The sequence below is a fragment of the Streptomyces sp. NPDC048644 genome (assembly GCF_043199105.1).
GTDB lineage: Bacteria > Actinomycetota > Actinomycetes > Streptomycetales > Streptomycetaceae > Streptomyces.
This window is the reverse complement of record NZ_JBICVO010000020.1, coordinates 48,894-70,497: the sequence shown is the minus strand read 5'-3', so window position 1 is coordinate 70,497 and position 21,604 is coordinate 48,894. Positions and strand designations below refer to the sequence as shown.

At 69.5% G+C, this 21,604-nt stretch carries 22 protein-coding genes, 1 pseudogene and 2 CRISPR repeat arrays (1 of these 25 running past the window's edge); of the genes and pseudogenes, 7 read left to right on the top strand and 16 right to left on the bottom strand.

From position 1 onward, the window contains the following. Positions 1-98 precede the first annotated feature (98 nt). Positions 99-1,247 carry a helix-turn-helix transcriptional regulator gene (locus ACGFNI_RS32095; RefSeq protein WP_393688690.1) on the bottom strand — a complete coding sequence of 383 codons (1,149 nt, stop codon included), beginning with the start codon at positions 1,245-1,247 and terminating at the stop codon, positions 99-101. Between the two features lie 45 nt (positions 1,248-1,292). Continuing rightward, entirely contained in the window at positions 1,293-1,736 is a 444-nt protein-coding gene (locus ACGFNI_RS32090; protein WP_393688689.1) for an NUDIX domain-containing protein, read from the bottom strand. Between the two features lie 171 nt (positions 1,737-1,907). Here ACGFNI_RS32090 and ACGFNI_RS32085 point away from each other — a divergent pair, with 171 nt between their 5' ends. Together ACGFNI_RS32085 and ACGFNI_RS32080 are read left to right on the top strand one after the other, a co-directional pair. Next, positions 1,908-2,696: a TauD/TfdA family dioxygenase gene (locus ACGFNI_RS32085; protein ID WP_393688688.1), complete on the top strand. Its 789-nt coding sequence runs from the start codon at positions 1,908-1,910 to the stop codon at positions 2,694-2,696. Next, on the top strand, positions 2,693-2,893 hold the full coding sequence (locus tag ACGFNI_RS32080; RefSeq protein ID WP_393688687.1) for a hypothetical protein: 201 nt from the start codon (positions 2,693-2,695) through the stop codon (positions 2,891-2,893). The genes ACGFNI_RS32085 and ACGFNI_RS32080 overlap by 4 nt, the downstream gene beginning before the upstream one ends. Before the next feature lie 150 nt (positions 2,894-3,043). Here ACGFNI_RS32080 and ACGFNI_RS32075 read toward each other — a convergent pair whose 3' ends face one another. Both ACGFNI_RS32075 and ACGFNI_RS32070 read right to left on the bottom strand, forming a co-directional pair. Beyond that, positions 3,044-3,610, bottom strand: coding sequence for a GNAT family N-acetyltransferase (locus ACGFNI_RS32075; protein ID WP_393688686.1), 567 nt, complete (start codon positions 3,608-3,610; stop codon positions 3,044-3,046). Between the two features lie 24 nt (positions 3,611-3,634). Beyond that, positions 3,635-4,000 carry a hypothetical protein gene (locus ACGFNI_RS32070; protein ID WP_393688685.1) on the bottom strand — a complete coding sequence of 122 codons (366 nt, stop codon included), beginning with the start codon at positions 3,998-4,000 and terminating at the stop codon, positions 3,635-3,637. A gap of 183 nt (positions 4,001-4,183) precedes the next feature. Here ACGFNI_RS32070 and amcA point away from each other — a divergent pair. Both amcA and ACGFNI_RS32060 read left to right on the top strand, forming a co-directional pair. Next, positions 4,184-4,270 (top strand): annotated as a pseudogene (gene amcA, locus ACGFNI_RS32065) (multiple cyclophane-containing RiPP AmcA); the annotation flags it as partial. A 64-nt stretch (positions 4,271-4,334) separates the two neighbouring features. After that, a complete protein-coding gene (locus tag ACGFNI_RS32060; RefSeq protein ID WP_393688684.1) occupies positions 4,335-5,228 on the top strand; it encodes a hypothetical protein in 894 nt (297 codons plus the stop codon). A gap of 20 nt (positions 5,229-5,248) precedes the next feature. Here the strand turns inward: ACGFNI_RS32060 and ACGFNI_RS32055 are convergent, their stop codons facing one another. The 4 genes from ACGFNI_RS32055 to ACGFNI_RS32040 form a co-directional block, all read right to left on the bottom strand. Further along, positions 5,249-5,731, bottom strand: coding sequence for a hypothetical protein (locus ACGFNI_RS32055; RefSeq protein ID WP_393688683.1), 483 nt, complete (start codon positions 5,729-5,731; stop codon positions 5,249-5,251). A 133-nt stretch (positions 5,732-5,864) separates the two neighbouring features. After that, the gene (locus ACGFNI_RS32050) at positions 5,865-7,196 is read right to left on the bottom strand and encodes a putative T7SS-secreted protein (RefSeq protein ID WP_393688682.1); all 1,332 of its coding nucleotides are present in this window, start codon (positions 7,194-7,196) and stop codon (positions 5,865-5,867) included. 21 nt (positions 7,197-7,217) lie between these two features. Next, the gene (locus ACGFNI_RS32045) at positions 7,218-7,979 is read right to left on the bottom strand and encodes a hypothetical protein (RefSeq protein ID WP_393688681.1); all 762 of its coding nucleotides are present in this window, start codon (positions 7,977-7,979) and stop codon (positions 7,218-7,220) included. Then, positions 7,976-8,278, bottom strand: a complete 303-nt coding sequence (locus ACGFNI_RS32040) for a hypothetical protein (protein ID WP_393688680.1) — start codon at positions 8,276-8,278, stop codon at positions 7,976-7,978. The genes ACGFNI_RS32045 and ACGFNI_RS32040 overlap by 4 nt, the downstream gene beginning before the upstream one ends. Positions 8,279-8,678: 400 nt before the next feature. On the opposite strand from ACGFNI_RS32040, the gene ACGFNI_RS32035 reads away from it, so the two are divergent. The 3 genes from ACGFNI_RS32035 to ACGFNI_RS32025 all read left to right on the top strand — a co-directional run bounded on the left by ACGFNI_RS32035 (position 8,679) and on the right by ACGFNI_RS32025 (position 11,089). After that, positions 8,679-9,920 carry a hypothetical protein gene (locus ACGFNI_RS32035; protein WP_393688678.1) on the top strand — a complete coding sequence of 414 codons (1,242 nt, stop codon included), beginning with the start codon at positions 8,679-8,681 and terminating at the stop codon, positions 9,918-9,920. A gap of 233 nt (positions 9,921-10,153) precedes the next feature. Next, positions 10,154-10,711: a flavoprotein gene (locus ACGFNI_RS32030; protein WP_393688676.1), complete on the top strand. Its 558-nt coding sequence runs from the start codon at positions 10,154-10,156 to the stop codon at positions 10,709-10,711. A gap of 120 nt (positions 10,712-10,831) precedes the next feature. Beyond that, positions 10,832-11,089, top strand: coding sequence for a hypothetical protein (locus tag ACGFNI_RS32025; RefSeq protein ID WP_393688674.1), 258 nt, complete (start codon positions 10,832-10,834; stop codon positions 11,087-11,089). A gap of 92 nt (positions 11,090-11,181) precedes the next feature. Then, positions 11,182-11,393: a CRISPR direct-repeat array (repeat unit 29 nt; unit sequence GGGACCATCCCCGCGGGCGCGGGGCGCAG). 80 nt (positions 11,394-11,473) lie between these two features. Here ACGFNI_RS32025 and cas2e read toward each other — a convergent pair. From cas2e to cas3, 8 genes are read right to left on the bottom strand one after another with little or no spacing between them, the layout of a single operon-like run. Then, a complete protein-coding gene (cas2e, locus tag ACGFNI_RS32020) occupies positions 11,474-11,818 on the bottom strand; it encodes a type I-E CRISPR-associated endoribonuclease Cas2e (RefSeq protein ID WP_393688672.1) in 345 nt (114 codons plus the stop codon). Continuing rightward, positions 11,815-12,777 (bottom strand): type I-E CRISPR-associated endonuclease Cas1e, encoded by a 963-nt coding sequence (gene cas1e / locus ACGFNI_RS32015; protein ID WP_393688670.1) that lies wholly within the window; start codon positions 12,775-12,777, stop codon positions 11,815-11,817. Before cas1e ends, cas2e begins: the two co-directional genes overlap by 4 nt. Positions 12,778-12,781: 4 nt before the next feature. After that, positions 12,782-13,564, bottom strand: coding sequence for a type I-E CRISPR-associated protein Cas6/Cse3/CasE (gene cas6e / locus ACGFNI_RS32010; RefSeq protein WP_393688668.1), 783 nt, complete (start codon positions 13,562-13,564; stop codon positions 12,782-12,784). Beyond that, the gene (gene cas5e, locus ACGFNI_RS32005) at positions 13,564-14,304 is read right to left on the bottom strand and encodes a type I-E CRISPR-associated protein Cas5/CasD (RefSeq protein WP_393688667.1); all 741 of its coding nucleotides are present in this window, start codon (positions 14,302-14,304) and stop codon (positions 13,564-13,566) included. The genes cas6e and cas5e overlap by 1 nt, the downstream gene beginning before the upstream one ends. Beyond that, positions 14,301-15,494, bottom strand: a complete 1,194-nt coding sequence (gene cas7e, locus ACGFNI_RS32000; protein WP_393688665.1) for a type I-E CRISPR-associated protein Cas7/Cse4/CasC — start codon at positions 15,492-15,494, stop codon at positions 14,301-14,303. The genes cas5e and cas7e overlap by 4 nt, the downstream gene beginning before the upstream one ends. Then, a complete protein-coding gene (gene casB / locus ACGFNI_RS31995) occupies positions 15,491-16,174 on the bottom strand; it encodes a type I-E CRISPR-associated protein Cse2/CasB (RefSeq protein ID WP_393688663.1) in 684 nt (227 codons plus the stop codon). Before casB ends, cas7e begins: the two co-directional genes overlap by 4 nt. Next, on the bottom strand, positions 16,171-17,895 hold the full coding sequence (gene casA, locus ACGFNI_RS31990; protein ID WP_393688661.1) for a type I-E CRISPR-associated protein Cse1/CasA: 1,725 nt from the start codon (positions 17,893-17,895) through the stop codon (positions 16,171-16,173). The genes casB and casA overlap by 4 nt, the downstream gene beginning before the upstream one ends. Beyond that, positions 17,888-20,794: a CRISPR-associated helicase Cas3' gene (gene cas3, locus ACGFNI_RS31985; RefSeq protein WP_393688660.1), complete on the bottom strand. Its 2,907-nt coding sequence runs from the start codon at positions 20,792-20,794 to the stop codon at positions 17,888-17,890. Before cas3 ends, casA begins: the two co-directional genes overlap by 8 nt. A gap of 399 nt (positions 20,795-21,193) precedes the next feature. Further along, positions 21,194-21,604: direct repeats of the CRISPR family, unit length 29 nt; unit sequence CTGCTCCCCGCACGCGCGGGGATGGTCCC; it runs 771 nt beyond the window's last position.

Below are 21,604 nucleotides of genomic sequence, written 5' to 3'. Positions count from 1 at the left end.
ACCACCGCCCGAGAGCTGTTTCCGGCGTCGAGCGCTCTCGCAGCCGAGGGGGTCGTGCGGGCGGGGACACGGTCGCGATCACGGGCGCTAGCGTCACGTCAGGCTGCGATCTCCGCGCGCAGGCTTTCGAGGGCGTGGGCGGCTGTCACGCGGCATTGCGGCAAGTCGTGGTCGGTGATCCGGATGATGCGTTGCAGTTGGTGGGGAAGGCGCTGTGCTCGGGCCTGTTGTGTGGCCTGGGTGAGGAGTTCCGTGGCGCCGGTTCGGTCGTCGGCGAGCAGGCGGACGCGTCCGAGGGTGATCAGTTCGATGGCCCGCCATTGCGGTGCGACCGTGATGGTCGGGGTCGGGTCGGGCTGCTCGGCCCGGTCTATGGCGGCGCGGATGCGGCCGGTGGCGACGAGCCCGCGCAGATGGATTTCGCGCAGTGCGACGGGGTTGAACAGGCTGGTGTGGTCGGTGGTCTCCAGCAGCCGGTGTGCTTCGGCGACGGCCCGGTCGAACAGCCTGGCACTGCCGAGGGTGCCTGCCGCGCGTGCGAGGAGGGGCAGTACGGCGGCGCGGCCTGCCTGGTCGGGTGCGAGTGCGGCGGCGCGGACGAGTCGGGTGACCGCGGCGCCGTGCAGGCCAGCTTTGCGCAGTTCGTTGCCGTGCATGCGCAGGGCGGTGGAGGTGAAGGCCGGGTCGTCGAAGTGGGTGGCGAGGGCGAGGCTTTTGGCGGTCCAGTGTGCGGCGGTGCTCAGGCGTTCCTCGGGCAGGACGTTGCCCAGGGCGGTGCCCAGACCGAGGCGGGCCTGGGCCAGCAGGCTCAGGACGTCGCGTTCGGTATGGCCGTCCTTGACACGGGCCTCCAGGCGCGCGGCCAGGGGCCAGAGCTCGGCGACGGCCTCGCCGGCGTGTCCGGACTGCCGGGCGATTTCCGCCAGCCGGACGGTGGACCGGCCGAACTGGATCATCGCCCGGTGGTCGGTGTCCGCCACGTCGGTGATGCCCAGGACGTGTGGGGGCAGGGCGAGTTGTTCGGCGACGTGGCGCAGGGAGCCGATGTCGGTCAGGGTGCGTTTGTTGAGTTCGAGGGCGGAGACGTAGGTCTTGTCGTAGCCGAGCAGGTCGCCGATATCGACCTGGGTCTGTCCGTGGACGCGGCGGTGGAAGCGGAGGATCGCGCCCAGGTCGCGGGTGGCGAGGACGGCCTGGGCCTGGGGCGTGGCCCAGTGCCAGGAGACGTGGTGGGACGATGGCCGCACAGTTCGTGGCGCGGGCGTCGCGGCTGGTGGCGGGGCCATGGCCGGCTACCTGCGGGTGTGGGCGTACCAGGTGGCGATGGAGCGCTTGTAGCCGTCGGGCATGGGCAGCGCGCTGACCTCCTTCTCGGTGAAGAGGCCGACTTCCTTGTGCTCGTGACTGACCACGGGCGTCACGTCCGGGGTCTGCACGAGGCATCCGTAGGTGACGATGAGAACCCGGCGGCCGGGCAGAGGCTCGTAGATCCAGGTGCCGCCGTCGATCTGCGGGCCGGCGGTGACCGTCCAGCCCGTCTCTTCGGCGACCTCCCGCTCCAGTGCGGCCTCGACGCTGCTGTCGGCGGGCATCGAGCCGTCGGGCTGCCCGATCTCCAGGCGGCCACCGGGCAGTTCCCATTCGGCGCGCTCGTTGTGCAGGAGCAGGACGCGTCCGGCGCCATCGAGGGCAACGCCCTTGACGGAGACCGGCCACAGGGGCGGCGTGTAGGCCATGGGGCACCTCGGGGTGACGGGAGCGGACCGAGCTTTCGCAACGTAACACCCCACGGCCAACGCCCCTTCTCCTCGGGTGGTTTGTCCGGGTCGACAATCTGTCGCTTTACCCCGCGGGCTGCTCGTTCCGATTCTGGTGGCGCCGTACCGGATTCCTTGAGGAGCACGTCGATGCTGCCCAGCGCCGCCACGTTCGCCGCCCACTATGTCGATCACCGTTCCTGCTCGGCCGCCGAGGCGATCGGCGCCCGGATCCGGGAAGGCGGACTGGTAACGCTCGACGGTCTCTCCTCCCGCGAGTCGGTACTCGCCCTCGCTCGTCGCCTCATGACTCTCGTGCCCCACCGCGACAGTGACCCCGACGGCCTGACAACCGTCCGCCCCCGGCTGCATCACGCCCATCGTGTCGGGTTCGCCGGCCTGGGCAACGGCGAGCTGCGCGCCCACACCGAGCGCTCCGGCGTTCTGCGCCCTCCGCGGTTGATGCTGCTGGTCTGCCAGCGGCCCGCCGCGAGTGGCGGTGACACGCTCCTGGCCGACGGGAAGGCGATACACGCCCTGCTGGCCTGGCGGTGGCCCAAAGCTGCCGCAGAGCTGTCCCGCCCGAACACCGCCTTCTTCGGCGGCGGCGCCGGCGTCCCGACCCAGGTCTTCACCCACCAGGCCGACGGGCGGGTCTCCATCCGGCTGCGGCAGGACAGCCTGGCCCAGTTCAGCCCCCTGATCCAGCGCTACCTTCCCCGCCTTGTCGGGGCTGTTGAGACCCACCAGCGCCTTGTCCGTCTGGAGGCCGGGCAGGGTTTTCTCCTCGACAACGAGCGCTGGCTCCACGCCCGTACCGCCTTCACCGGTGACCGCCTCTTCCTCCGCGCCCTGGGTGATTCCCCCGCCCTCTTCCCGGCGGGCTTCGCCCCCTCCAAGCTGCCGATCCGCCCCTCGGGCAGGAGCAGCAGCCGATGAAAACAGAACCCCGCATGGTCGGCAACGAGGCACAGGACACGCGCCGTTACGACACGAGGTCGGGCCGCGACGTGATGGTGAAGGGGCGGCCCGACACCTACCGGCGCGGGCATGTGTGGGTGCAGCCGGTCGAGGGCGGTGAGGGCTGGCTCGCCGCCTGCGACGACCTGGTCCTGCCGGAGGAGGGCCGGTCGTGAAGTTACTTGTCGCGTTCGCCGACCGGATGCAGTAGCGCTCCAGCGTCCATGGGCCCCGGCTTCGTGGCGGCGGCAGGCCACGCCCGTCTGGGCTGTGGCCGGCCGCGGACCATCATGCAGGGCGCCACGGAAGCGGGTGGCGCCGCGGTGTCAGCTCTCCTGGGGGTCGAGGCCCTGGTGCCATTCGTGGTCGAGGATGGCGTGGACGATCGAGTCGCGCCACGCTCCGCTTTTGAAGACGTGTTCGCGGATGCGGCCCTCTTCGGACATGCCCGCCTTGGTCATGGTCCGGGCTGAGGCGGCATTCAGCGGGGAGCGGGCACCCCAGACGCGGTGCAGTTCCAGCTGCTCGAAACCGAGACCGAGCAGGAGCCCGACGGTCTCGGTTCCGATCCCGCAGCCCCAGACATCGGGGTGCAGCGCGAAGCCGAAGGTGGCCGCGCGCGGCTGGTGGGGGTCCATGGCCAGCCGGCCGAAGCCGACCAGGCCGCCGCGGTCCCGCTCGACAACCGCGAGGGCGTACTCGCTGCGCGGCTCGGCCGCCGCAGAGGCGATCGAGCGGGAGACGATGTCGTGGACCTGGTCGCGCGTGCGGGGTTCGAACGACAGGTGCCGGGTGGCCTCACTGCTGCCGTAGATGGCGTGAACGGCTTCCACGTCGTCGACGGCGAGTTCGCGCAGCTGCAGGCGCGGGCTTCGGCGGGTGACCGGGTACATGCCTGGGGACTCTACTCGCGGGGGTCAGCGGGGCAGGACGAGCCGGTTGGATTCGTACGCCTCGATCTCGCCGCGCAGATCGCGGGCCGCTGTCGCGTCCTGCGCCGTGCTCTTCATCAGGGCGGCACCCACGCGGGTGGCGGACAGGACGATGCCGCGGTTGCGCCGCGTGGGCGGCAGGTCGAGGACGGGGCGTACGGCTTCGGCTGCGCCTTCGAGTTCGCCGCTGTGGAGCCGGGACAGGGCGAGGTTGCACTGGGCGCCGGCCTGGTCGCCGAAGGCCCAGTCCGGGGATTCGGTGTCGCTGAAGGTGTCGACGCCTGCCGGGCCACCTGCCCGTACGTCGCCTTCTGCGGCGGCGCCCACCCCGCCAACCGCTACTTCGAGCACGACGGGCGGATGGACGGTACCCGCACCCGCTACTGCACCGCCTCGAAGATCGCCCTGTTCGAAGGAGTCACCCGCCATGCCGATACCTTCGCCCACAGCCACTGACCGCATACACGCCTCGGCCAACGCCCTCCAGGCGCTGATCGACCTGACCCCAGACCACCCCATCTCGGGCTCGACTCCGAGTTCAACAACCGGTCCACCTGGGACAACACCACGTCGACCTTCGACAACCGTCCCACCTGGGACAACTGGAACAAGAAACGCTAAGCACCGTCGCCGGGCGGGCCGCACCTACGCGGCCCGCCCGCCCACCGCCATGGGAGACCTACGCGTGCAGACCCGTACCTTCGGCCGCCTTCAGCTCACCCTGCCCGCACTGGACGAGCCCGGCTTGTACCTGTCCAACGTGACGAGCCTGGAATCGAGCCGCGGCCACGTCCAGGACTTCCAGTACACCGACGCCAGCCTGCGCGACCTCGACCTCGCCGACACCCAGCTGATCACCGGCCGCATCACCAACCTGCGCGCCTCCCGCATCCAGCTCCAGTCCGTGAACCTCCACGCCGTGGAGCTCAACAGCTGCAACCTCGGCGCCCTCCGGTGGAGCGAGAGCAAGCTGAGCCGTGCCGTGTTCCTGCTCCCCGCACGCGCGGGGATGGTCCCAACGGCCAATGACAACCACTCCCCCGCTGGTCCTGCTGTTGCGATCCTCAGTCGTCCCGAAGGACGACTGCCAGACTGCCCGCCGCAGCCCAGAAGTTGCGATTCTCGGCCGTCCCGGAGGGCGGTCGCCAGCGCGACCCGGATGCTGATCGACTTCGGGAGCAGTTGCTGTATTTGCTGTACTTCGCTGCTGTACAGCAGGATCGCCGTGGGGGTTGCTATGGAACTAGAGCCACTGGCGCAGCTGCTCGCCGGTGACGATGAGGCGTCCGTCGCTGCGCTGGATTCCCTCCGCGGGGGCGCTTCATACGTTGTCTGGGACGGCGCTTCCTCCGCCAAGTCGCTTGCCCAGGTCTACAAGCGCCGGCTCCTGCACACACGCCGTAAGGGCATCGAGACTCTGGGCCTGGAACGAGCGGTGCAGCTTCTCGACCGGTATGACCAACCAGTGCGCCTTGGGCAGGTCAAGGCCGCCGACAGGGCATGGACCTTCATGCTCTTCCTCACCGAGAACGGCGGCGCACTGGTGGCATGCACAGGCGTACGCCAGCGGAGCGAGTGATCACCACATAGGACACTGTCTTAGAGCATCGAGGAGATCGCGCACGCCGCGGCTACGCAGGCGCCGAGAGCGCACAGCACATTGCGCGTGAGACGTGCGCGCGGGCCGGGTGTGCGAAGCACGGCCCCGGGTGGCGGGGTGTTCCTCCACGGGAAGGTGCCAGTGGTGAGGCAGGGCACCCAGAAGCCGGCCACCAGTAGCCCCATGCCGGCGACCAGCCCTGGCATACCGATGTGCTTTCGCCCCTCGATCACCGACATCGCGGCGACACGACGAACCGCTACACGGTCACCGACCCGGTACTCCTCGTCGACGGAGCTCTCCTCGTCCAGAAGCGTTCCGTCCGTGGCGTACACCGGCCCGAGACACTTCTTCTGATCGTGGTCCCGCCCCACATCTCGGCACTCCTTCACTGTCAACGTGCCCGGTGTCCCCGCGTATCCGAGCGACGCGGCAACGCTCATCAGTCCGAAGGCCGTTACGCCGAAGCTGATGAAGATCACCGCACACGCGAACACCCGGCTGAGGGAGGTGAGGCCCCGGCGGGAACCGCTGGGTGAGACCGGTGTGTGTGATGCTGGTGGGGGGACCTGCACGGCGAGTCCTTGGAGTAGGAAGAGGGCGACGGAGCTGTGGTCAGCCGAAGGCAGGGGCGACAGCGGGGGAGTCAGGCGGGGGAACCACGGCAGCAGGGCGGGCGGGCCGCTGTGAAGGCTCCCGGACGTCCCATGTGGTCCGGCTGATCACTGTGTTGTCCTGCCCGGAGAGCTCCTTGACCGGAACGCTCTCGGTCCGCGGCAGCAGCCGCTCCGAACCAGGCGTGTCCATCCCGGAAGCGCTGGCAAGGGACATCGGCTGCACCGGTTCCGGCGCGCCCGGAGCCACGGTCTGCTTTTTGTCCTCATCGACCGTCCACAGATCCGAGACGACGTCGATGATCTTTTCCTTGGTGGCGTTGCCGAGCCCGTAGATGTTGTTCGCGATCTGCCCGAGCCGACCGGCACCGTCGACGGCGCGTACAAGGTCCGCACCCCCCTCGGCGATCCCCACCCCGCCCTTGGCCAGTCCTCCGAATGGCACCAGCGCGAATCCGTCGAGGGCGAGATCACTCCACGCGAAATTCTTCGAGCCCGCCAACCCGCCAAGGGCGTGGAATCCCAGTGCTCCGATTCCGAAAGCCCGCGCACCGGCCTCGAAGATGGCGGCGCCGACAACCGTCTCCGAGAAGACCACCGCGAGCAGGTCACACGCGGCGCTGGCATAGCCCATCATGGTACCGATGTCGTAGATGACATCCGCGTGTTCCTTGATCCACTCCCAGACGTCGTTCGCCAGTTCCCCCAGCTTCGAGCCCAGTTCCTTGATGCCCTTCAGAAGCATCTCGAAGCGCCCGGGTTTGTCCGGGGCGGATTCGGCAGCGGTGTTGAGTGCCTGCGCAGTGGCAATCGCCGTGTCGTTGTGGTTCCCCAGGAGTTCCTGTGCCCGGCGACGGAGGCCATTCAGCTCCTCCTGGGCATTGTTCACACGGTTCTGCGCCGAATTCAGTCTCTGCTGTGCTGACGCGAGGGATTCCTCGGTGTCGAAGGTCTGGCCGGCAAGTTTCAGGTCCGGGTGTGACTGTGCGCTCTTCAGGTTCTGCTGGGCGGCCTCGGCCTGCGTTTCGAGAGAGCGGGCCAGGGACCGGTACTCCCCGAGCCGGGTCTCCCAGCGCTGTATCACACCGGCAGCCTGGAGGAGGGAGTCCCGTGCCGTACCCAGTTGAGAGGGAAGCTTGCCGACGGTTCCAGCGAATTGTGTAGCTGCTTCCCCTTCCCAAACCCCGCCGCTCTTTCCGAGCCTGGAGAGCGCGGAGTGGGTCTCTCCCAACTGCTGGCCCGCCCGGTTGAGTTTGGACGCCAGTTGCTGCACGGACTCGGGAATGCCCGGAGCAGGATCAAATCCGAGCGCCTCGAACTGTTCGGTGGCCATATGTCTGCTCCCCCTGTGATTTCAGCCGAACGGATTGACCTGAGCGCGCGGGTCGGCGGGCTCGTCGGGCGGGAATTCGCCTTCGATGGCGAACTCGACCGTGCCCGCGACCTCCGCCAGCAGTGCCTGATGGGTGTCGAGGTCTTCGGTGTCGGGCGTCGTGAGGGTGAGCAGCAGGATCCGGTCGCCGGAGGGGAAGGGGATCCACAGCTCCAGGCGTGCCGTCGTACGTACGGTGTCGGCTAGCTGCTCAGGTGCGTCCGGGCCATCCCACAGCAGCCGGGATGCGGCAGCGTGGAGGACGGCGGGGCCGGCGGGCAGGTCGACCCGCACGACTTCGTCATCGGGATGCTGTCGAAAGAGGGTTTCCGCGATGCCGGCAGCCGCGAGGTCCGGATCACGTGATTCCAGGTCGTGGACCGCCGCGAGGAGTGAGTTGCGGGCGTAGGGCAGGGGCTTGTCCTGTTCATCAGACGGCTCCTCATGCTCCCCGTCCCGCTGCGTATCCGCAGCTCGCGGGAAGATGCCCACGGCCTGATACCGGACGCCTTGGGCTGCCAACGCGTGTCGAGCCGCTCCGTACAAGGCGCCGGTCATGGCACGCAGCGGTGCCAGCCCCTCGTCGTCTCCCCAGTAGTCCTGAGCGAACTCCTGGAGCAACTGCGCGTGGGCCTCCGGTGTGACACCCAAGGGCACTTCGTGGAAGCCGTGCGGCACCCGGAACCGGAACATGGGTACGTCCGGTGCATCAGATGAAGTCGTCGCGTCCGCGGCGGTCGTCATTTCGCTGCCTTCCCGCCGGTGAAGAGCTGCGCGACCGACTCCTCCAGATCCTGATAAATACGCCTGGTGGTGCGCAGACCTTCGGTAATGCCGTCGGTTGCCTCGGCTATCTGATCGATGCCGTAGTCCCAAGCCGACTGGAAGCGCTCGCATGCCTCTTGGAGATCCTGGTGACCGATGGATTCACCGGCCGACTCCTTCAACGGCCTCATGGCCCCACGCATGTTGCCTGCATTCGACGCCAAATCCGTGGCAAGTCTTCCCATACCGTCCAGTTCGGCACGGTAGTACCCCGACATGTCCCCCCAAGGATGACTGTTTCGCGCTGGCATATGCGGGCGATTGGACTCTATCAAGGCCGGTTCTCCTGCCGACGGCGCAGTGAACGGGCGGTACTTGGGCCAACGAGTCCCCGCCCACGACAACGCGACGCCGCCCGTGGACCGGCCCGAGAAAGACCGAGCAGTGTGACTGAGGCCAGTGGGGCTGAACTCCACACCTGGCGGGTGCTCGCCACAGTGTCCGAGCGCCGTGGCGGGCTTTCGGCGGCTGAGCTCCAGACACATTGCCGCTATGACGCCACGTTCAGGCGGGATGGGCCCGGACGCAGGAGCGGCCCGCACCGGGGTGGGTACGGGCCGCAGGCACAGGGTCGATCCACGCTTACGCCAAGCCTTGCAACGCCGGGATTTCGGGACGGTGTTCGCCCTCGCTCACGAGACGGCGGACATCAGCTACAACAAGCTCGCCGAAGCATGCGGGCTCAAGGCGGAACGGGTCGGAAAGCTCGCCCGGGGCGACGGCGCCGTCACCACACTCGCCGCAATCGAACCGATCGCAGACGGACTTCGCATCCCGGGGCGACATCTGGGCCTGGCCGCGCGACCCTGGGAGAACCGCACCAGCGCCTCCCCTGCCCGCATGGAGCACCACGATGGAGACGATCGGATGAAGCGCCGCAACCTTCTGCGCGGCGCCCTCGCCACCGGCCTCACCGGCGCCGGTACCGCCGCGCTCACCGCCGCCCGTCAGGACCTCGACTCAGCTCTGGCCGACCATCCCACCGCAGACCTGTCGTACTGGGAATCCACGGCGGAACGCTACGGCTACGGGTACAACGGCAAGGCCCCAGCAGACGTGCTGTCCGGGCTCGTTCTCGACTTCGACGACATGAAACCGCTGTTCACGGCGTCTCAAACCATCACGTCACGCACACGCTTGTGCCATGTGGCGGCGCAGATGGCAGGCATGACGGCGATCGTCCTGCACGACCTCGGCGACCACCGCGAGGCACATGCCTGGTTCCACACCGCCCGGCGGGCCGCCGACGAGTCCGGCGACACGGGTCTCCACGCCTGGGCTCTGGCCCGTGAGGCCATGGTCCCGCTCAACTTCGGTGCCCCCGCAGCGGCAGCGGACCTTGCCGAGCAGTCCCGCCACCTCGCGGGCGGTCGGCCATCGGCCGCAGCGGCGCTCGCGTGCGCTGTCGCCGCCCGCGCCTACGCCGCCCACGGCAACCGTGACGCCGCACTGGCGGCCGTGACCGAAGCCGAGCACCTCGTGGACCGCCTCACCCCGCAGCAGGCCACCGACACATGGTTCGGCTACCCCGAGCAGAAACACCACGTCCACCTCAGCCAGGCACTCACCCTCCTCGGAGAGACGGAACGCGCCTACGCCACGCAGTCCCGCGCACTGGAGCTGTCTCGCAGCCCGAGCCTGATGACGCGCGCCCTGATCTCCATCGACCGGGCCACGTGCCTGGCCCACGACGGAGAGTCCGAAGAAGCCGCCCGCGTCGCCGCACAGGCATACGGCGAGCTTCCACCTGCCTACCGAACGGGCCTGACCCGCACTCGCGCACTCACCCTGTACAGGTCCATCCAGACGTCACCGGACACAGGACAGTTGCGGGACGTCCTGGCTGAGTCCGCAGCCTGAAGGGCCAGATTCCGCCCACGATCAGGAAGTGGGCCGTCAGGATGTCCGACACCCTCGCGCTGGGCGACCTGCACGCGCATCGGAACATCGACAGGGCGCATTGTCGAGAGCTGCGCGGCCCGGGGCACCCGTCGTCCGGCCGTCCCGGAGCTGGTCGTCGACAGGGGCGCACGCGACCGCCGTCGTACCCTGCCCGAACCGCACCTCTTCAGCCGTCGACTGGGAGTCCCCGCGTGAGCGATCAGCCGGACCAGCAGACCAAGAAGCCTTTCCTGTACGTCGTCGTGTGCGCGTCCGGCATCGCCGGTGACGTCGGCAAACTGATCACGGCCGCCCAAGAGACGAGCTGGGACGTCAGCGTCATCGCCACTCCGCAGGGTCTCGGCTTCATAGACGCGACCGCCGTCGAGGCCCAGACCGGCTACCCCATCCGCTCGGCCTGGCGCGCGCCTGGCGCCCCTCGTCCGCTGCCGCCTGCCGATGCCATCGCGGTCGCACCAGCCACCTTCAACACGATCAACAAGTGGGCGGCGGGGATCTCCGACACCCTGGCGGTGGGCATCCTGTGCGAGGCATACGGCTTCGGCACCCCCACCGCCGCCCTCCCATACCTGAACTCCGCCCAGGCCGCCCACCCCGCATACCGTCAGAGCCTGGAGCGGCTACGCGAGATGGGCGTCCTGATCGGGACGTACGAGCCGCACCGGCCGAGGGCCGGCGGCGCGGCGGACCGCTTCCGCTGGGAGGAGGCGTTGGAGCTGCTCACCCCCAGGCTCTCCGCTGGAGAGTGATCAGCGCCGCCGTGCCGGCGGCGCCTGCGGTGCCGGAGCGGCTGCCGCTGGGCAGATGGGAGTGGCAGGGCATTGCGTGACGCTGTGAGCCTTGGCTGCCACGGCCGGAGGGCCAGGAGCATGTCGCTCGCCGAAGCGGTGGATACCCCAGGTCAGTGTGCGGGCGGGGCTGTGGGCGTCGTCCAGGGCGCGCTGGCCGAGCGCCTGGTCGAGAACGGCGGTCGCCTCGTACCCGACGGCCTCCGCGTCGGCGAGCACCGTGGCGAGTCCATCTCAGGCGGGGCCGTCGAGGATGCGCTCGGCGTGCCCCGGTACTACCTCCTGGAGGTAGTGAGCGAGCCGGTGCACACCGGATCGGTAGTGGACAGGCTTGTTTAGGCAGACCATCTGGGTGTTCATCCCCGATTGGGGAAGTCCCTTGACGGGCACGGGGAGCAGCCGGATCCGGTGCCTGGTGCCTTACCGGACCGGGGGCCATCCCCGCGGGCGCGGGGCGCAGCCGGCCGGTGTTATCCGGGCCGCCCTCCCGAGGGGACCATCCCCGCGGGCGCGGGGAGCAGCCGTGGGCAGTGGGACTGGACTTGAACACCGCGGGACCATCCCCGCGGGCGCGGGGCGCAGGGACCGGATGGAGGAGGCCGGGCCGGGGTGGTGGGACCATCCCCGCGGGCGCGGGGCGCAGACTTCGCGACCTGCGGTTTCGTCAGAGAGAGCAGTGGTTTCCGAGTAGTTTCACCGATTTCGGCAAAAGGTGCATATTTGCTACTTCCTGCCGAATCGGCGGCGCTTTGAGATGTTGCTCCAGCCGGGCTTCGGCGAGGCGGGAGGGGTTTTGGCGTGCCGGCGGCGGATCAGGGTCAAGCCTTCGTAGTCGGTCGGGTGCCAGGTGTGGTCGTGGGTGAGGAAGGTGAAGCCTTGTTCGTTGTTGGTGGTGTGGGCGAGCAGGGCGCGGCCTTGGCCCGCGTACTGCTTGACTTCGCCCCACAGTGCGTCGCGGATGCGGGCCGAAGGGTTGCCGATGAAGACGCCTGCGGAGATTTCGAGGAGCCAGCGGGTGAGGAAGCCGCGAAGGCCGGGCGGGCAGTTGGTGAGGACGATGACGATCACCAGGCCACCACTTCTCCCGTCCCGTAGTTGACCCCGGATGCCACGTCGTGGCCTTGGTCGCTCTGGAGCGTGACGCGATCGTGTTCGCCGGCGGAGTCGAGGGCCGTACTGGGGGTGTCGGGCAGCAGCAGGTGCTTGATGTCGTTGACACACCGGTTCAGGAGTCCGGTCTGGTTGATGCGGTCGCGCAGGCCGCGGCGGGTTCGTGGGCCTACGTCCTCCTCCCCCTCGGCCGCGATGTCGAAGGCGAGGGGGATGCCGATCTCCGTTTTGTAGAGGTCTGCGATGTCGAGTACGAAGGACATTTCGTGGCCTGAGTGGACGAAGCCGAGGCCGGGGCTGCACCCGAGAGAGGCGATGACGGCATGGGCGATGCCGTACATGCACTGGGCGGCTGCGGTGATGCCCTGGTTGACGGCGTCGCCGCTGCCGAAGTCGCCGGGGGTGTATTGCCTGCCCCTCCAGGGGACACCGGTGCGTGCTGCCTGGGCGCGATAGCAGTCTTTGACGCGGTCACCTTCGCGGCCGAGTAGCTGGTGGCGGGTCAGGCCGGCGGGGTCCTCGTCGGGGAAGCGCAGACGGTACATGGCGCGCGCGACGGCGAGTCGGCTGCGCATGTTGGCCCACCGCGTGGCCTGCGCCTCGACGAGTGCGGAGGAGCGGGTCAGCGCCCTGCCGCCGGCGTAGTAGCGAACGCCGTGCTCCCCTACCCAGGCCACTGCCGCGCCGGACTCGCCGAGGACACTCATCGCCTGGTGGGTGATGCGGGTGCCGGGGCCGAGGAGGAGGGTGCCGATGGTGGCGGAGGGGATGCGGGTGGTGCCGTCGGCGTCCTCGGCGGTGATGGCGTTGGAGTCGCGGTGGACAAGGCAGCGTTCCAGGTAGATGAAGGAGGTGCGCTCGCTGGTGCGGGTGAGGTGGCGAGGGGTGAGGGTGGCGCGCCTGCTGACGGTTGTCACCGGCTCACTTCCCGGGTAAGGCGGGCGACGGGGCGAGGGTCATGAGTCCACAGCCGTATGCCTTGGCGCGGCCGAGGCCTTGCACGAGGGTGCGGCGCATTCTGTCGGGATCGGTGACTTCGAGTCGTCCGTCGAAGGTGACCGTCACGATGTTCACTCGGTCGCGGGTGCGTGCCTTTTCCTCGCGGGATTTGGCGAAGGAAAGGGCGCGTTGGTCGCGGACGGTCAGCTCATACCGGTCCCCGTGATGTGGGTGCCCCTTGTAGGTGGTGCCGCCGGGAAGCAGCCGATTGTCCTGCGGCTTCTCGACGATGCGGAAGCCTGCGCGCTCCTGACGTCGGGCGTCGAGGAGCCAGCCCTTTTGGTGGACGGGGGTGAGGTGGGCGGTGCGTTTGGTCGGTTCGTCGTCTTTGCGGCGGATGTGGTGGACGGGGTTGGCGGTAAGCCGGAACTCCCAGATAGTGCCTGGGGCCAGCCGACTGAGGAAGGGGGCGTAGGGGCGGCTCTGCCAGCCGGGACTGTCCGGACCGGCTACGGCGGGCCAGCCGGCCTGTTCGACGAGGTGGGTCAGGTCGGGGCGGTCGGGGCTCACCACGTAGAGGAAGACCTCGGCACGGGCGTTGTGGTCGAGACGCCACAGCACGCGGGAGCCTTCGCCGTCACCTGCGGAAGTGGGCAGCAGGCCGGGGAAGGACGCCATGACGGCCGCATGCAGTGACTGTGGTGAGGAGAGCAGCCTGCGGGCGCCGGGGCGCGCGGTGTTCACGCGGAAGCGGGTCAGGTACATCAGAGGGTTTCTTCCTCCACGGCGTCGAACGGTTCGTGCCGCGGTACGTGGCGGGCCGCCGGCCCAGGCACAGGTACGGCGCACGGGTTGGGTACGTCCACGGTCGTCGTGGCCACCGGGCGCAGGGCGTGACGGCGATGGTCCGCGGCGAAGCTGAGGGGCTGGTCACGCTGGAAGTCCCCGTGTGCTTCGCCCGCGGCGGTTTCGCGCAGGACGGTCAGGGAAACCGTGCGCTCCTTGCGGTGGAGCCGTTGGTACCAGGTGCCGGCCTGCCAGGGCTCGTCGGCCAGGGCCTGCGACAGTCCGGCGTCGCGGATGGGGAGCTCCACCGGCTGGGACGGCGGGCAGGAGCGTCGGCCGAGGAAGAGCGGGTGGGCCGGAGTGCGCAGGGCGGCGTGCAGTTCGTTCAGGAGGTGGCCATCTCCTTCGAGGGCGGCGACGAAGACGGCGTCGGCGAGATAGAAGCGTTCGGAGAGCGGCATGGATTTTCCGGTGACGGCGTGGTGGGCGGTCTGGAAGTCCCTTACCCGGGTGCCCGGCTGGTCGAGACGCACGCCGAAGCGCAGCGTTGCCAGCCGGGCCAGCCCGGAGTCGTCGCTGCGGTCGATTCCTTGGGCAGCGGCGAGCATGCCGATGACGCCGCTCTTGGTGGGGGCGGACTCGGTGGTACGGCGGACGAAGCGAGCCGAGGCACCCCAGGCTTGCAGGGGGCCGGCCAGCCGGAGCAGCAGCACGCTCATGCGGGCTTGTCCAGGTGCTCGGCGACGCTCTGGCCGACCGACTGGACCAGGTCGGCCAGGCGCTCGGTCTCGGTGCCGAGTGCGGTGAGCTTCTCGGTGTTCGGTCCGACCCGCAGCACCCAGGTGAGGGTGGATTCCTCGTCCCCGTATGTGCGTTCCACGTCGGGGGCGTACTCGGCGAGCCGGGCGACGGCTTCGCGCAGGTGGCCGCTCTCGCCGGTGATGGGGTCCTCGAAGGCGGCGACGTAGCTGATGGGCCGTGTGGTGCGCAGTTTGACCAGCACGGCGTCGGGGAGGGTGTGGTGCCCGAATGTGTTGATCTTTCCGGTGGGCAGGGATTCGAGGAAGCTGCGCACGAATGCTTCGACCGCGCGCTGTACGGGGGCGGTTCGCGGTTCGTCCTCGCGCATTCCCTCCCCGAGGTTCTCGGCGAGCTGATGGACGCTGAGCGCCGCGTAGCGGTAGAGGGTGGCGGAGTTGAAGTCGACGGTGCCGATCATTCCGGCTCCGGTCTCCGCATCGGTGTTCTCGTCGTCGACGGCCGTGTAGTAGTCGGACTCGTTGTCGACGCGGTGAACACTGATGGCGTGGGCGACCTGGACGGCGGCGTCGACATTGAAGTCGGCCGAGTCGGCGACCATGCGGCCGAACAGTGCGATGTCGACGGAGTGGCGGGTGTCGGCGATCTCCTTGGCGCGTGCCTTGTTGTCCTTGTCCTTGAGGAAGGCCTTGATGTCGGGGGCGCCTTCGACGGCCAGTGCGGCGAGGCCGTCGAGCTGGCGGGCGCTGAGGAACATCAGGTACTTGGACTCCGGTGCCGGCTCCGGCGCGCCGTCCTTGGCTGATTCGGCCTTCCTCTTGGGTACCTCGATCTTGGATCCGGTGGCTGTTTGGATCACCTCGGCTGCCAGGTTCAGGGCTCCCGCTCCGTGGAGGGCGGGGTCGAGGGCGGTGATCCGGGTGGCGAGGACTTCGGCGACCTTCTTTGTCCGTACGCCGAGTTCGCCGGGGTCGAGCAGCTGGTTGTCGCCGAAGTAGGTCCGGGTGGCGCGCTTCCATGCCTGGCTGGAGACGCGGGCGCGGGGCACTCCTCCGTAGACGGCCGACTTCGGTGCGCCCGTGTCGTCCCGGTTGAGGTTGCTGGGCGGCACCGTCTGGAGGGCGTGCACGTCGAGGAAGATGCGGTTCACGAGGAGTCCTTGTCCGTGAGGTTGGTGGTGTCGTAGGAAGCGGCCGGGGCGTCGGTGCCGGTCTTTTGCGGAGCCCGGTAGGAGTGGAACGACCGTCCCCATGTGCGGCGTACCTCGTCGCGGCCGCCGGGCTCCGGCCATCGGTAGAGCTGTTCGGCCAGGAGGCAGTAGTCCAGGGGGATGTCCTCACGACGGAGCAGCAGGACGATGTCCTGCAGGCGTCGGGCCAGGGCGGGTACGTCAGGTGCGGTGCCGGCGCGGACGAACCGTTTGCGGATGGGCTCGGCGATGTCGCCGGGGGGCATCATTTGGCGCACGGCGGCTCCGAGCCCCCGGGGCGTGGCACGGGAGTTGGGCCGATGCATGCCGGTAGAGCGTGACTGCTGGTGCAGTGCCCACAGGGTCAGTGCGACGTGCACGGCGTCCTCGGCGCGGGTCAGTTCCCTCTCGCTGAGCGGCCACCCGCCGTCCACGGGTGGTTCGTGGAGGGCCCCGGTGTCGACGAGCCCCCACAGATCCGGCACCTGGGAGAACTCCTTGCCCGCGCCACGGCGCAGCCGGGCCAGCGACGCCACCGCGTGGGACCGTTCCCTGAGGTAGTCCCGTTGCAGGGGAGCGATGATCTCGCCGGTGAGGGTGCCCACGCGCTGGTGGGGGGCTGGTTCGGTGACGGTGGTCATGCAGGTACCTCCGGTGAGGAGTCGGGCACCAGGTCAGGGGATGTGTCCGGCGACCGGTCGTCAGGAGCGGCCTGTGGGAAGCCGTGGGGGAAGGCATTGCTGAGAGCGTTGGCGAGGCGGGAGCGGAACCATTTGTCCGCTAGCGCCGAGTTCAGCCACACGGGCCCCTTCTTCGTCTCGAACACCCGGCCCTCCCAGGCGCCTTCGCCTGCTTCGTGTGTGAGCGCGTCGCCCAAGCGCCGCAGGCAGCGGTAGGTGTCCTGCTGCCAGAGAGTGCGGTGCGCGCCGGGGTCCTCGGCGTCGGCCAGGGTCCGCAGCCAGGCGCGGTAGGGGGCGTCGAGGGCTGCGAAGCCGCGGGCGCGCGCGGCCGCGCGGGGTCCTTCGCTCTCGCTGCCGGTCGCCCGGGCGAGGTCTGTGGCGAGGTCCCCGAGAGCGGTGACGGCGTTCTCCGCGTCGGAGACCGCGTCGATGGCCTGCCGGGCGCAGGCGCGGTCTTGCTGGTGGAGCAGGACGACGGCCATGGCCAGGCGGTCGTCGGTGATCTCGTCGATGACGGACTGCTGGGTGCCGTAGAGCGCGCCCAGGACACGGGCGCGGATGAGGAAGCCGCGCGGGAGTTCGCCCTCCGTCACCAGGCGGGCGATCCATTCGAGGATGCCGGGGCGCAGCGTCTTTGCGGGCTCTGCGCCCTGTCCGGCCGCGGTACGTGCGGCGACGAGGGCTTCGATTCCCCGCCAGGCCGAGCGGGCCGGGTCGTGTTCGCGTGGCAGGTAGACGGGCGTCTCGCCACGCTTTTTCTCCTGGGCCGGGCTCCTGCGCCAGGCGGTCATCGGTTCGTCGAGGTGCATGTTGTGGGGTGTGAGCGGGTCGCCGTAGCCGAGTACGACGCCGTGCACACCGTCCGCGTCGAAGTGCAGGCGCAGGCGACGGGTCTGCCAGGTGTAGAGGTCGCGCACGCCCGAAGCGCGCCGGCGGCCTGTTGCCCCGGGGCCGCACTGCTCACGCCGCCAGGCAGGCCGGTCCTCGTCGTGAAACCGCACGCCTGTGGTGTCCGCGGCGATCAGGTTGAGCAGCAGCGTCTCGTGCAACGACTCTCCCTCGGCGAAGACCCCGCCGAGCGTTCCTGCCCATCCGACTCCGAGCGGGTAGACCTTGCCGCCCTTGACCCGGTCATCGCCGTTGAGTCCCGTCTTGATGCCGGAGGTGTCATAGGCGTGCGCGTGCACCACCCATCGGGCCGCCTCGGCGAAGCCGAGCCGGTCCACGGCAGGCATCCGGGAGCTGAAGAACGGCTCGCCGTTGGGGACATCGGCGACGATCCGGTTGAGGGAGAAGACCTCGTCACGCGCTGTGCGCAGCCCCGCCACCTGAAAGAACGGGGCGCTCGGGTGCAGCAGGTCGAAGCGGTCACGGTGGCGGTCGAGGTAGCCCGCCACGGGAGTGAAGCAGTCCTGGTCCGCCCACAGTTGAGCCCAGTGCTCGATGTCGCGTGGTCCGTCCAGCGCGTCGTGGGCGAGCGCGAGGAGCAGACGGATGAGGGCGAACTCCTGGGTGGGCAGGTCACCCACGAGGCAGCGGATCCGGCGCGCTTGGGCGAAGGCGTCCCGTAAGGAGAGTTCGTCCTGGGTGCCGTCCGGCCGCAGTACCGGCACCCACGGCCGGGTGGTCAGGTCGAACGTCAACGCGCCGTGTGGCGCCTGTTGTTCGTCGGGGTCAGTCACCGGTCACCTCAAGGCCGTCGGTCGGGCTGTAGCGGAGTGAGAAGCCTGCCAGGTGGGTCTGACAATCGGCGTCGAGCGCCAAAATCAGCTGCCCGGCCAGCCAGTGGCTGTCCTTGCCCTGCCAGGCTTCGATGTAGAGCTCTTCGAGTTCCGCGATCGCGCGGTCCATGACCTCGGGATCCGAGAACTGCAGGGGCAGCCGCAGCCCGCAGCCCGCCGCCGCCCGCGCCGCAGCCGGTGCGGGCGGCCGCTCCCGGGGAAGTTCCAGACCGCCCCGCCCGTCGCTGAGCCAGGGCAGCGTGGCAAGGGATCCATCCGCACGACGCTGGACAACGATCACCTCCAGGCTCTCCTTGCTGTCGCGGACCTGGGCCCGCCCGGCCCGGGTGTCGTCCGCGTCGCCGGCGCCCGCCGCGACCCAGCCGATGAGCGGACGGCCCGCACGCCCCACCGCACCGAGGCGGAACACCTCAGCCCGCGCGGCCTGGTCCGCGCGGTGCTTGTCCTGCCGCTCCAGCGCCTCGGCCAGCGCCCCGGCCCACGCCCCGGGGCCGGTCGGGCCGTCCGCGTACGCGCCCTGCACCAGCGCGCTGATGTCCTGCGGCAGCCGCACGGGCCGCGCGGCGGGACCATCCAGGTGCGCCAGCAGCACCGCAGCGGAGCGCAGCAGCGTATACGCGCCGTAGACAGCCACCGACCCCCGCACCGGCGCCGGTACCTCCCCACTCCAGTCGACACCGGTGACCAGACACCGCGCCGTCCGAAGCCGCTCCGGGCGCTGCGCCTGTCCGGGGCCGCGTCGGTGGCGGTGCAGGCGGCCCATCCGCTGGAGCATCAGGTCAACGGGGCACAGGTCCGTGACGAGCAGGTCGAAGTCGACGTCGAGGGACTGCTCGGCGACCTGGCTGGCGACCACGATGTGCAGGCCGGCCGGACGACGCCCTGCGGCCTTGTGCGGCGGGCCGAAACGGTCGAGGAGGTCGGCGTCCTTCGCCGCACGGTCCACGTCGACGAAACACGAGTGGGCGACGGTCACCGCCTCGTCCCCGAAACGCTCACGCAGCACCCGCGCGGTCTCCAGAACCCGCCGGACGGTGTTGCGGACAACCAGAACGCATCCGCCGCCCTCCTGTTCGCCTGCCAGCCGGTCGGCCAGCGCCACCGGATCGTCAGCGAGCCGCTCCAGGTGAACATCGACACCCCGCGACGACGCCTCAGGGTTGCCGATGACCGGGGCCCGGCCCGGCGCCACCGCGGTCAGCAGCGGATACGCGGTGGCCTCGGCGACCTCCTCGAACCCTTCGGCCACACGGCCGGCTCCGGCATACGCCTGCGCAAGCTGTCGGCGCCGGGCCGCCGGCAGCGTCGCCGACAACACGACGACAGGCACCCGGTAGGCCCCCAGCCACGACAGCACCCGGTCCAAATACACGCTCATGTACGTGTCGTAGGCATGCGCCTCGTCGATCACCACGACCTTCCCCGCGACCGCGAGGTGACGCAGCGCCAGGTGGCGGCTCTTGAGCCCCGCGAACAACAACTGGTCCACCGTCCCGGCAACGAACGACGACAGCATCGCCTTCTTCCGCCCCCGCAGCCACGCATGAGCGATCAACTCCGCCGGAGCCGACCGTCCCCCGTGCGAAGGCCGCCACCGCGCCCCCTCACCATCCGCGTCCACCGCGGCGATCGTCTGCCGGCCCGCACGCAACAGATCGGCGAAATCGCTGCTGAGAGCCGCCTTGGAATGCGCCAGCAAAACGGAACGCCTGGTGCCCTCCCGCGCCGGAAGCCTGTCCAGCCAGTCGAGCAGACGCGGGAACATCGCGTTTCCGGTAGCCATGGTCGGCAGCGCGAAAAGCACCCCGCCCGCACCCGAACGCGCCGCAAAGATCTCCGCCACGGCCAGCGCGGCCTCTGTCTTCCCCTCCCCCATCGGCGCCTCCACGATCAGCAGCCCGGGTACCGGTATCTCGCGGGCCATCCGGACCGCGGCCTCCTGCACCGGCCTGACCTCCGCCCCCCGCGGCAGCTCGAAACGCGCAGCGAACAACCCCCGCACATCCCCGACAGGCTCCTGCGCCCGCCACGGCGGCGTCAGCCGCAGCCCGCGCCAGGCCGCCGCCACCCGCTCCTGCCCGCTGCGGGTCTCCTGCGGGAAGTAGGGGAACAGATCCGGATTGCTGGCGATCCAGTCCGCGACGATCACCACGGCGGTCAACAGCACCTGCACTGGCTGCGGCAGCACCACAGTCCGCCACGCCCCGAGCCGTTCCCGCACCCCGTACTCGTCCGCGCACGCGTCCAGCAACTCCTCCTGCACCCGGCGCCACAGCTTCTCGCTCGGCCCCGGAGTCCGCAGCAGATGTGGCCGGTCGTAGAGGTCATTGAGCTGCCCGTACTCCGGCGGCACCCCGTGATGACCGCCCGGAACGACAGCGAACTGCCCCGACTGCTTCACCGTCCAGCCGTGCCGCTCCTCCAGCCACTCCCCCAACAGCACCTGCCCGGCAAGACCGTGCGGGGCCAGGTTGCGATCCGCCCCGAACTGCCGCCGACTCCTCATCTCCAGCCCGTGCACCCGCATACGGTCGGCGAGCTGATCCACCTGACACGCGAACGCAGGCGTTGCCTTACCGATGTCGTGCACAGCGGCCAGCCACACCGCCAGCAGCCGCCCGTCCTCACCACCGCCGGGCAACGCCTCGGACACCAGCACCCGCACGTTCACGGGCAGCCAGTTGTCCCACAACAGCCCGGCCACCGCCGCACTGTCCGCCATGTGCCGCCACAGCGGCAGCCATCCCTCAGAGTCCCGGTCGTGCTTCGCCCACACAGAACGCACCGGCCCTGCAAGCCGGCCGCTCAGCCCCGAGCAGGGCTCCCCCTCATCCGTCATGGGACGAGGGATACCAAAGAACTCAGAAGTCAAGAGGCCAATACGAAGAAATCACGCCCATCTGAGGCTTGGCCACGAAAAATTGAAATACCACCGCACGACACCCTCTACCCTGTGCAGCCACACACGCCCCAAAGACCATCCGGAAGCAACGCGGAGCCCCAACGCGCGACACCTGTGCCCCTTTCCCGGAATCGGTGAGACTGCACAGGGCTGGCACGTCACCGGCGTAAGTTGCAGTTCGTGGAGGCTACCCCCGTGCCTGCGCGGCCAGCGACCGCACCTCTAGTTCTCGCGCTCACCGGAGACCACACATTGCCCCTTATAACCTCTATGTCGGAGTCAGTGAAACTGTCCAGGAACGGCACATCACCGGGATAGAGCCGCAGGTCAGAGAGTCTGCTCCCCGCACGCGCGGGGATGGTCCCACGCGCCGCGCTCTCTTCGTCTTCGGCGGCCCCTGCTCCCCGCACGCGCGGGGATGGTCCCTCCACTGACTACCGCGCCGCCCAGATCGCCACCTGCTCCCCGCACGCGCGGGGATGGTCCCGTGCCGCAGTACGTAGGCGGCGGCCTCCTTGGCTGCTCCCCGCACGCGCGGGGATGGTCCCGCCCCGCCACAGGGCGCCGAACAGCGTGCTGACTGCTCCCCGCACGCGCGGGGATGGTCCCTCGGCGGCCGCTGGGTGCCCGGCGAGGTCCTCCTGCTCCCCGCACGCGCGGGGATGGTCCCGTTGCCCTCAAGCCGACGGGCATCCGAGACGGCTGCTCCCCGCACGCGCGGGGATGGTCCCGCCGCCGCCCTCCAGG

What these genes read in the sequence shown, in the direction of transcription:
- ACGFNI_RS32090 (WP_393688689.1), bottom strand. Translation starts at nt 1,736, where the DNA reads ATGGCCTACACGCCGCCCCTGTGGCCGGTCTCCGTCAAGGGCGTTGCC.
- ACGFNI_RS32085 (WP_393688688.1), top strand. Translation starts at nt 1,908, where the DNA reads ATGCTGCCCAGCGCCGCCACGTTCGCCGCCCACTATGTCGATCACCGT.
- ACGFNI_RS32080 (WP_393688687.1), top strand. Translation starts at nt 2,693, where the DNA reads ATGAAAACAGAACCCCGCATGGTCGGCAACGAGGCACAGGACACGCGC.
- ACGFNI_RS32075 (WP_393688686.1), bottom strand. Translation starts at nt 3,610, where the DNA reads ATGTACCCGGTCACCCGCCGAAGCCCGCGCCTGCAGCTGCGCGAACTC.
- ACGFNI_RS32050 (WP_393688682.1), bottom strand. Translation starts at nt 7,196, where the DNA reads ATGGCCACCGAACAGTTCGAGGCGCTCGGATTTGATCCTGCTCCGGGC.
- ACGFNI_RS32045 (WP_393688681.1), bottom strand. Translation starts at nt 7,979, where the DNA reads ATGACGACCGCCGCGGACGCGACGACTTCATCTGATGCACCGGACGTA.
- ACGFNI_RS32040 (WP_393688680.1), bottom strand. Translation starts at nt 8,278, where the DNA reads ATGTCGGGGTACTACCGTGCCGAACTGGACGGTATGGGAAGACTTGCC.
- ACGFNI_RS32025 (WP_393688674.1), top strand. Translation starts at nt 10,832, where the DNA reads ATGTCGCTCGCCGAAGCGGTGGATACCCCAGGTCAGTGTGCGGGCGGG.
- cas6e (WP_393688668.1), bottom strand. Translation starts at nt 13,564, where the DNA reads ATGTACCTGACCCGCTTCCGCGTGAACACCGCGCGCCCCGGCGCCCGC.
- cas5e (WP_393688667.1), bottom strand. Translation starts at nt 14,304, where the DNA reads ATGAGCGTGCTGCTGCTCCGGCTGGCCGGCCCCCTGCAAGCCTGGGGT.
- casB (WP_393688663.1), bottom strand. Translation starts at nt 16,174, where the DNA reads ATGACCACCGTCACCGAACCAGCCCCCCACCAGCGCGTGGGCACCCTC.
- cas3 (WP_393688660.1), bottom strand. Translation starts at nt 20,794, where the DNA reads ATGACGGATGAGGGGGAGCCCTGCTCGGGGCTGAGCGGCCGGCTTGCA.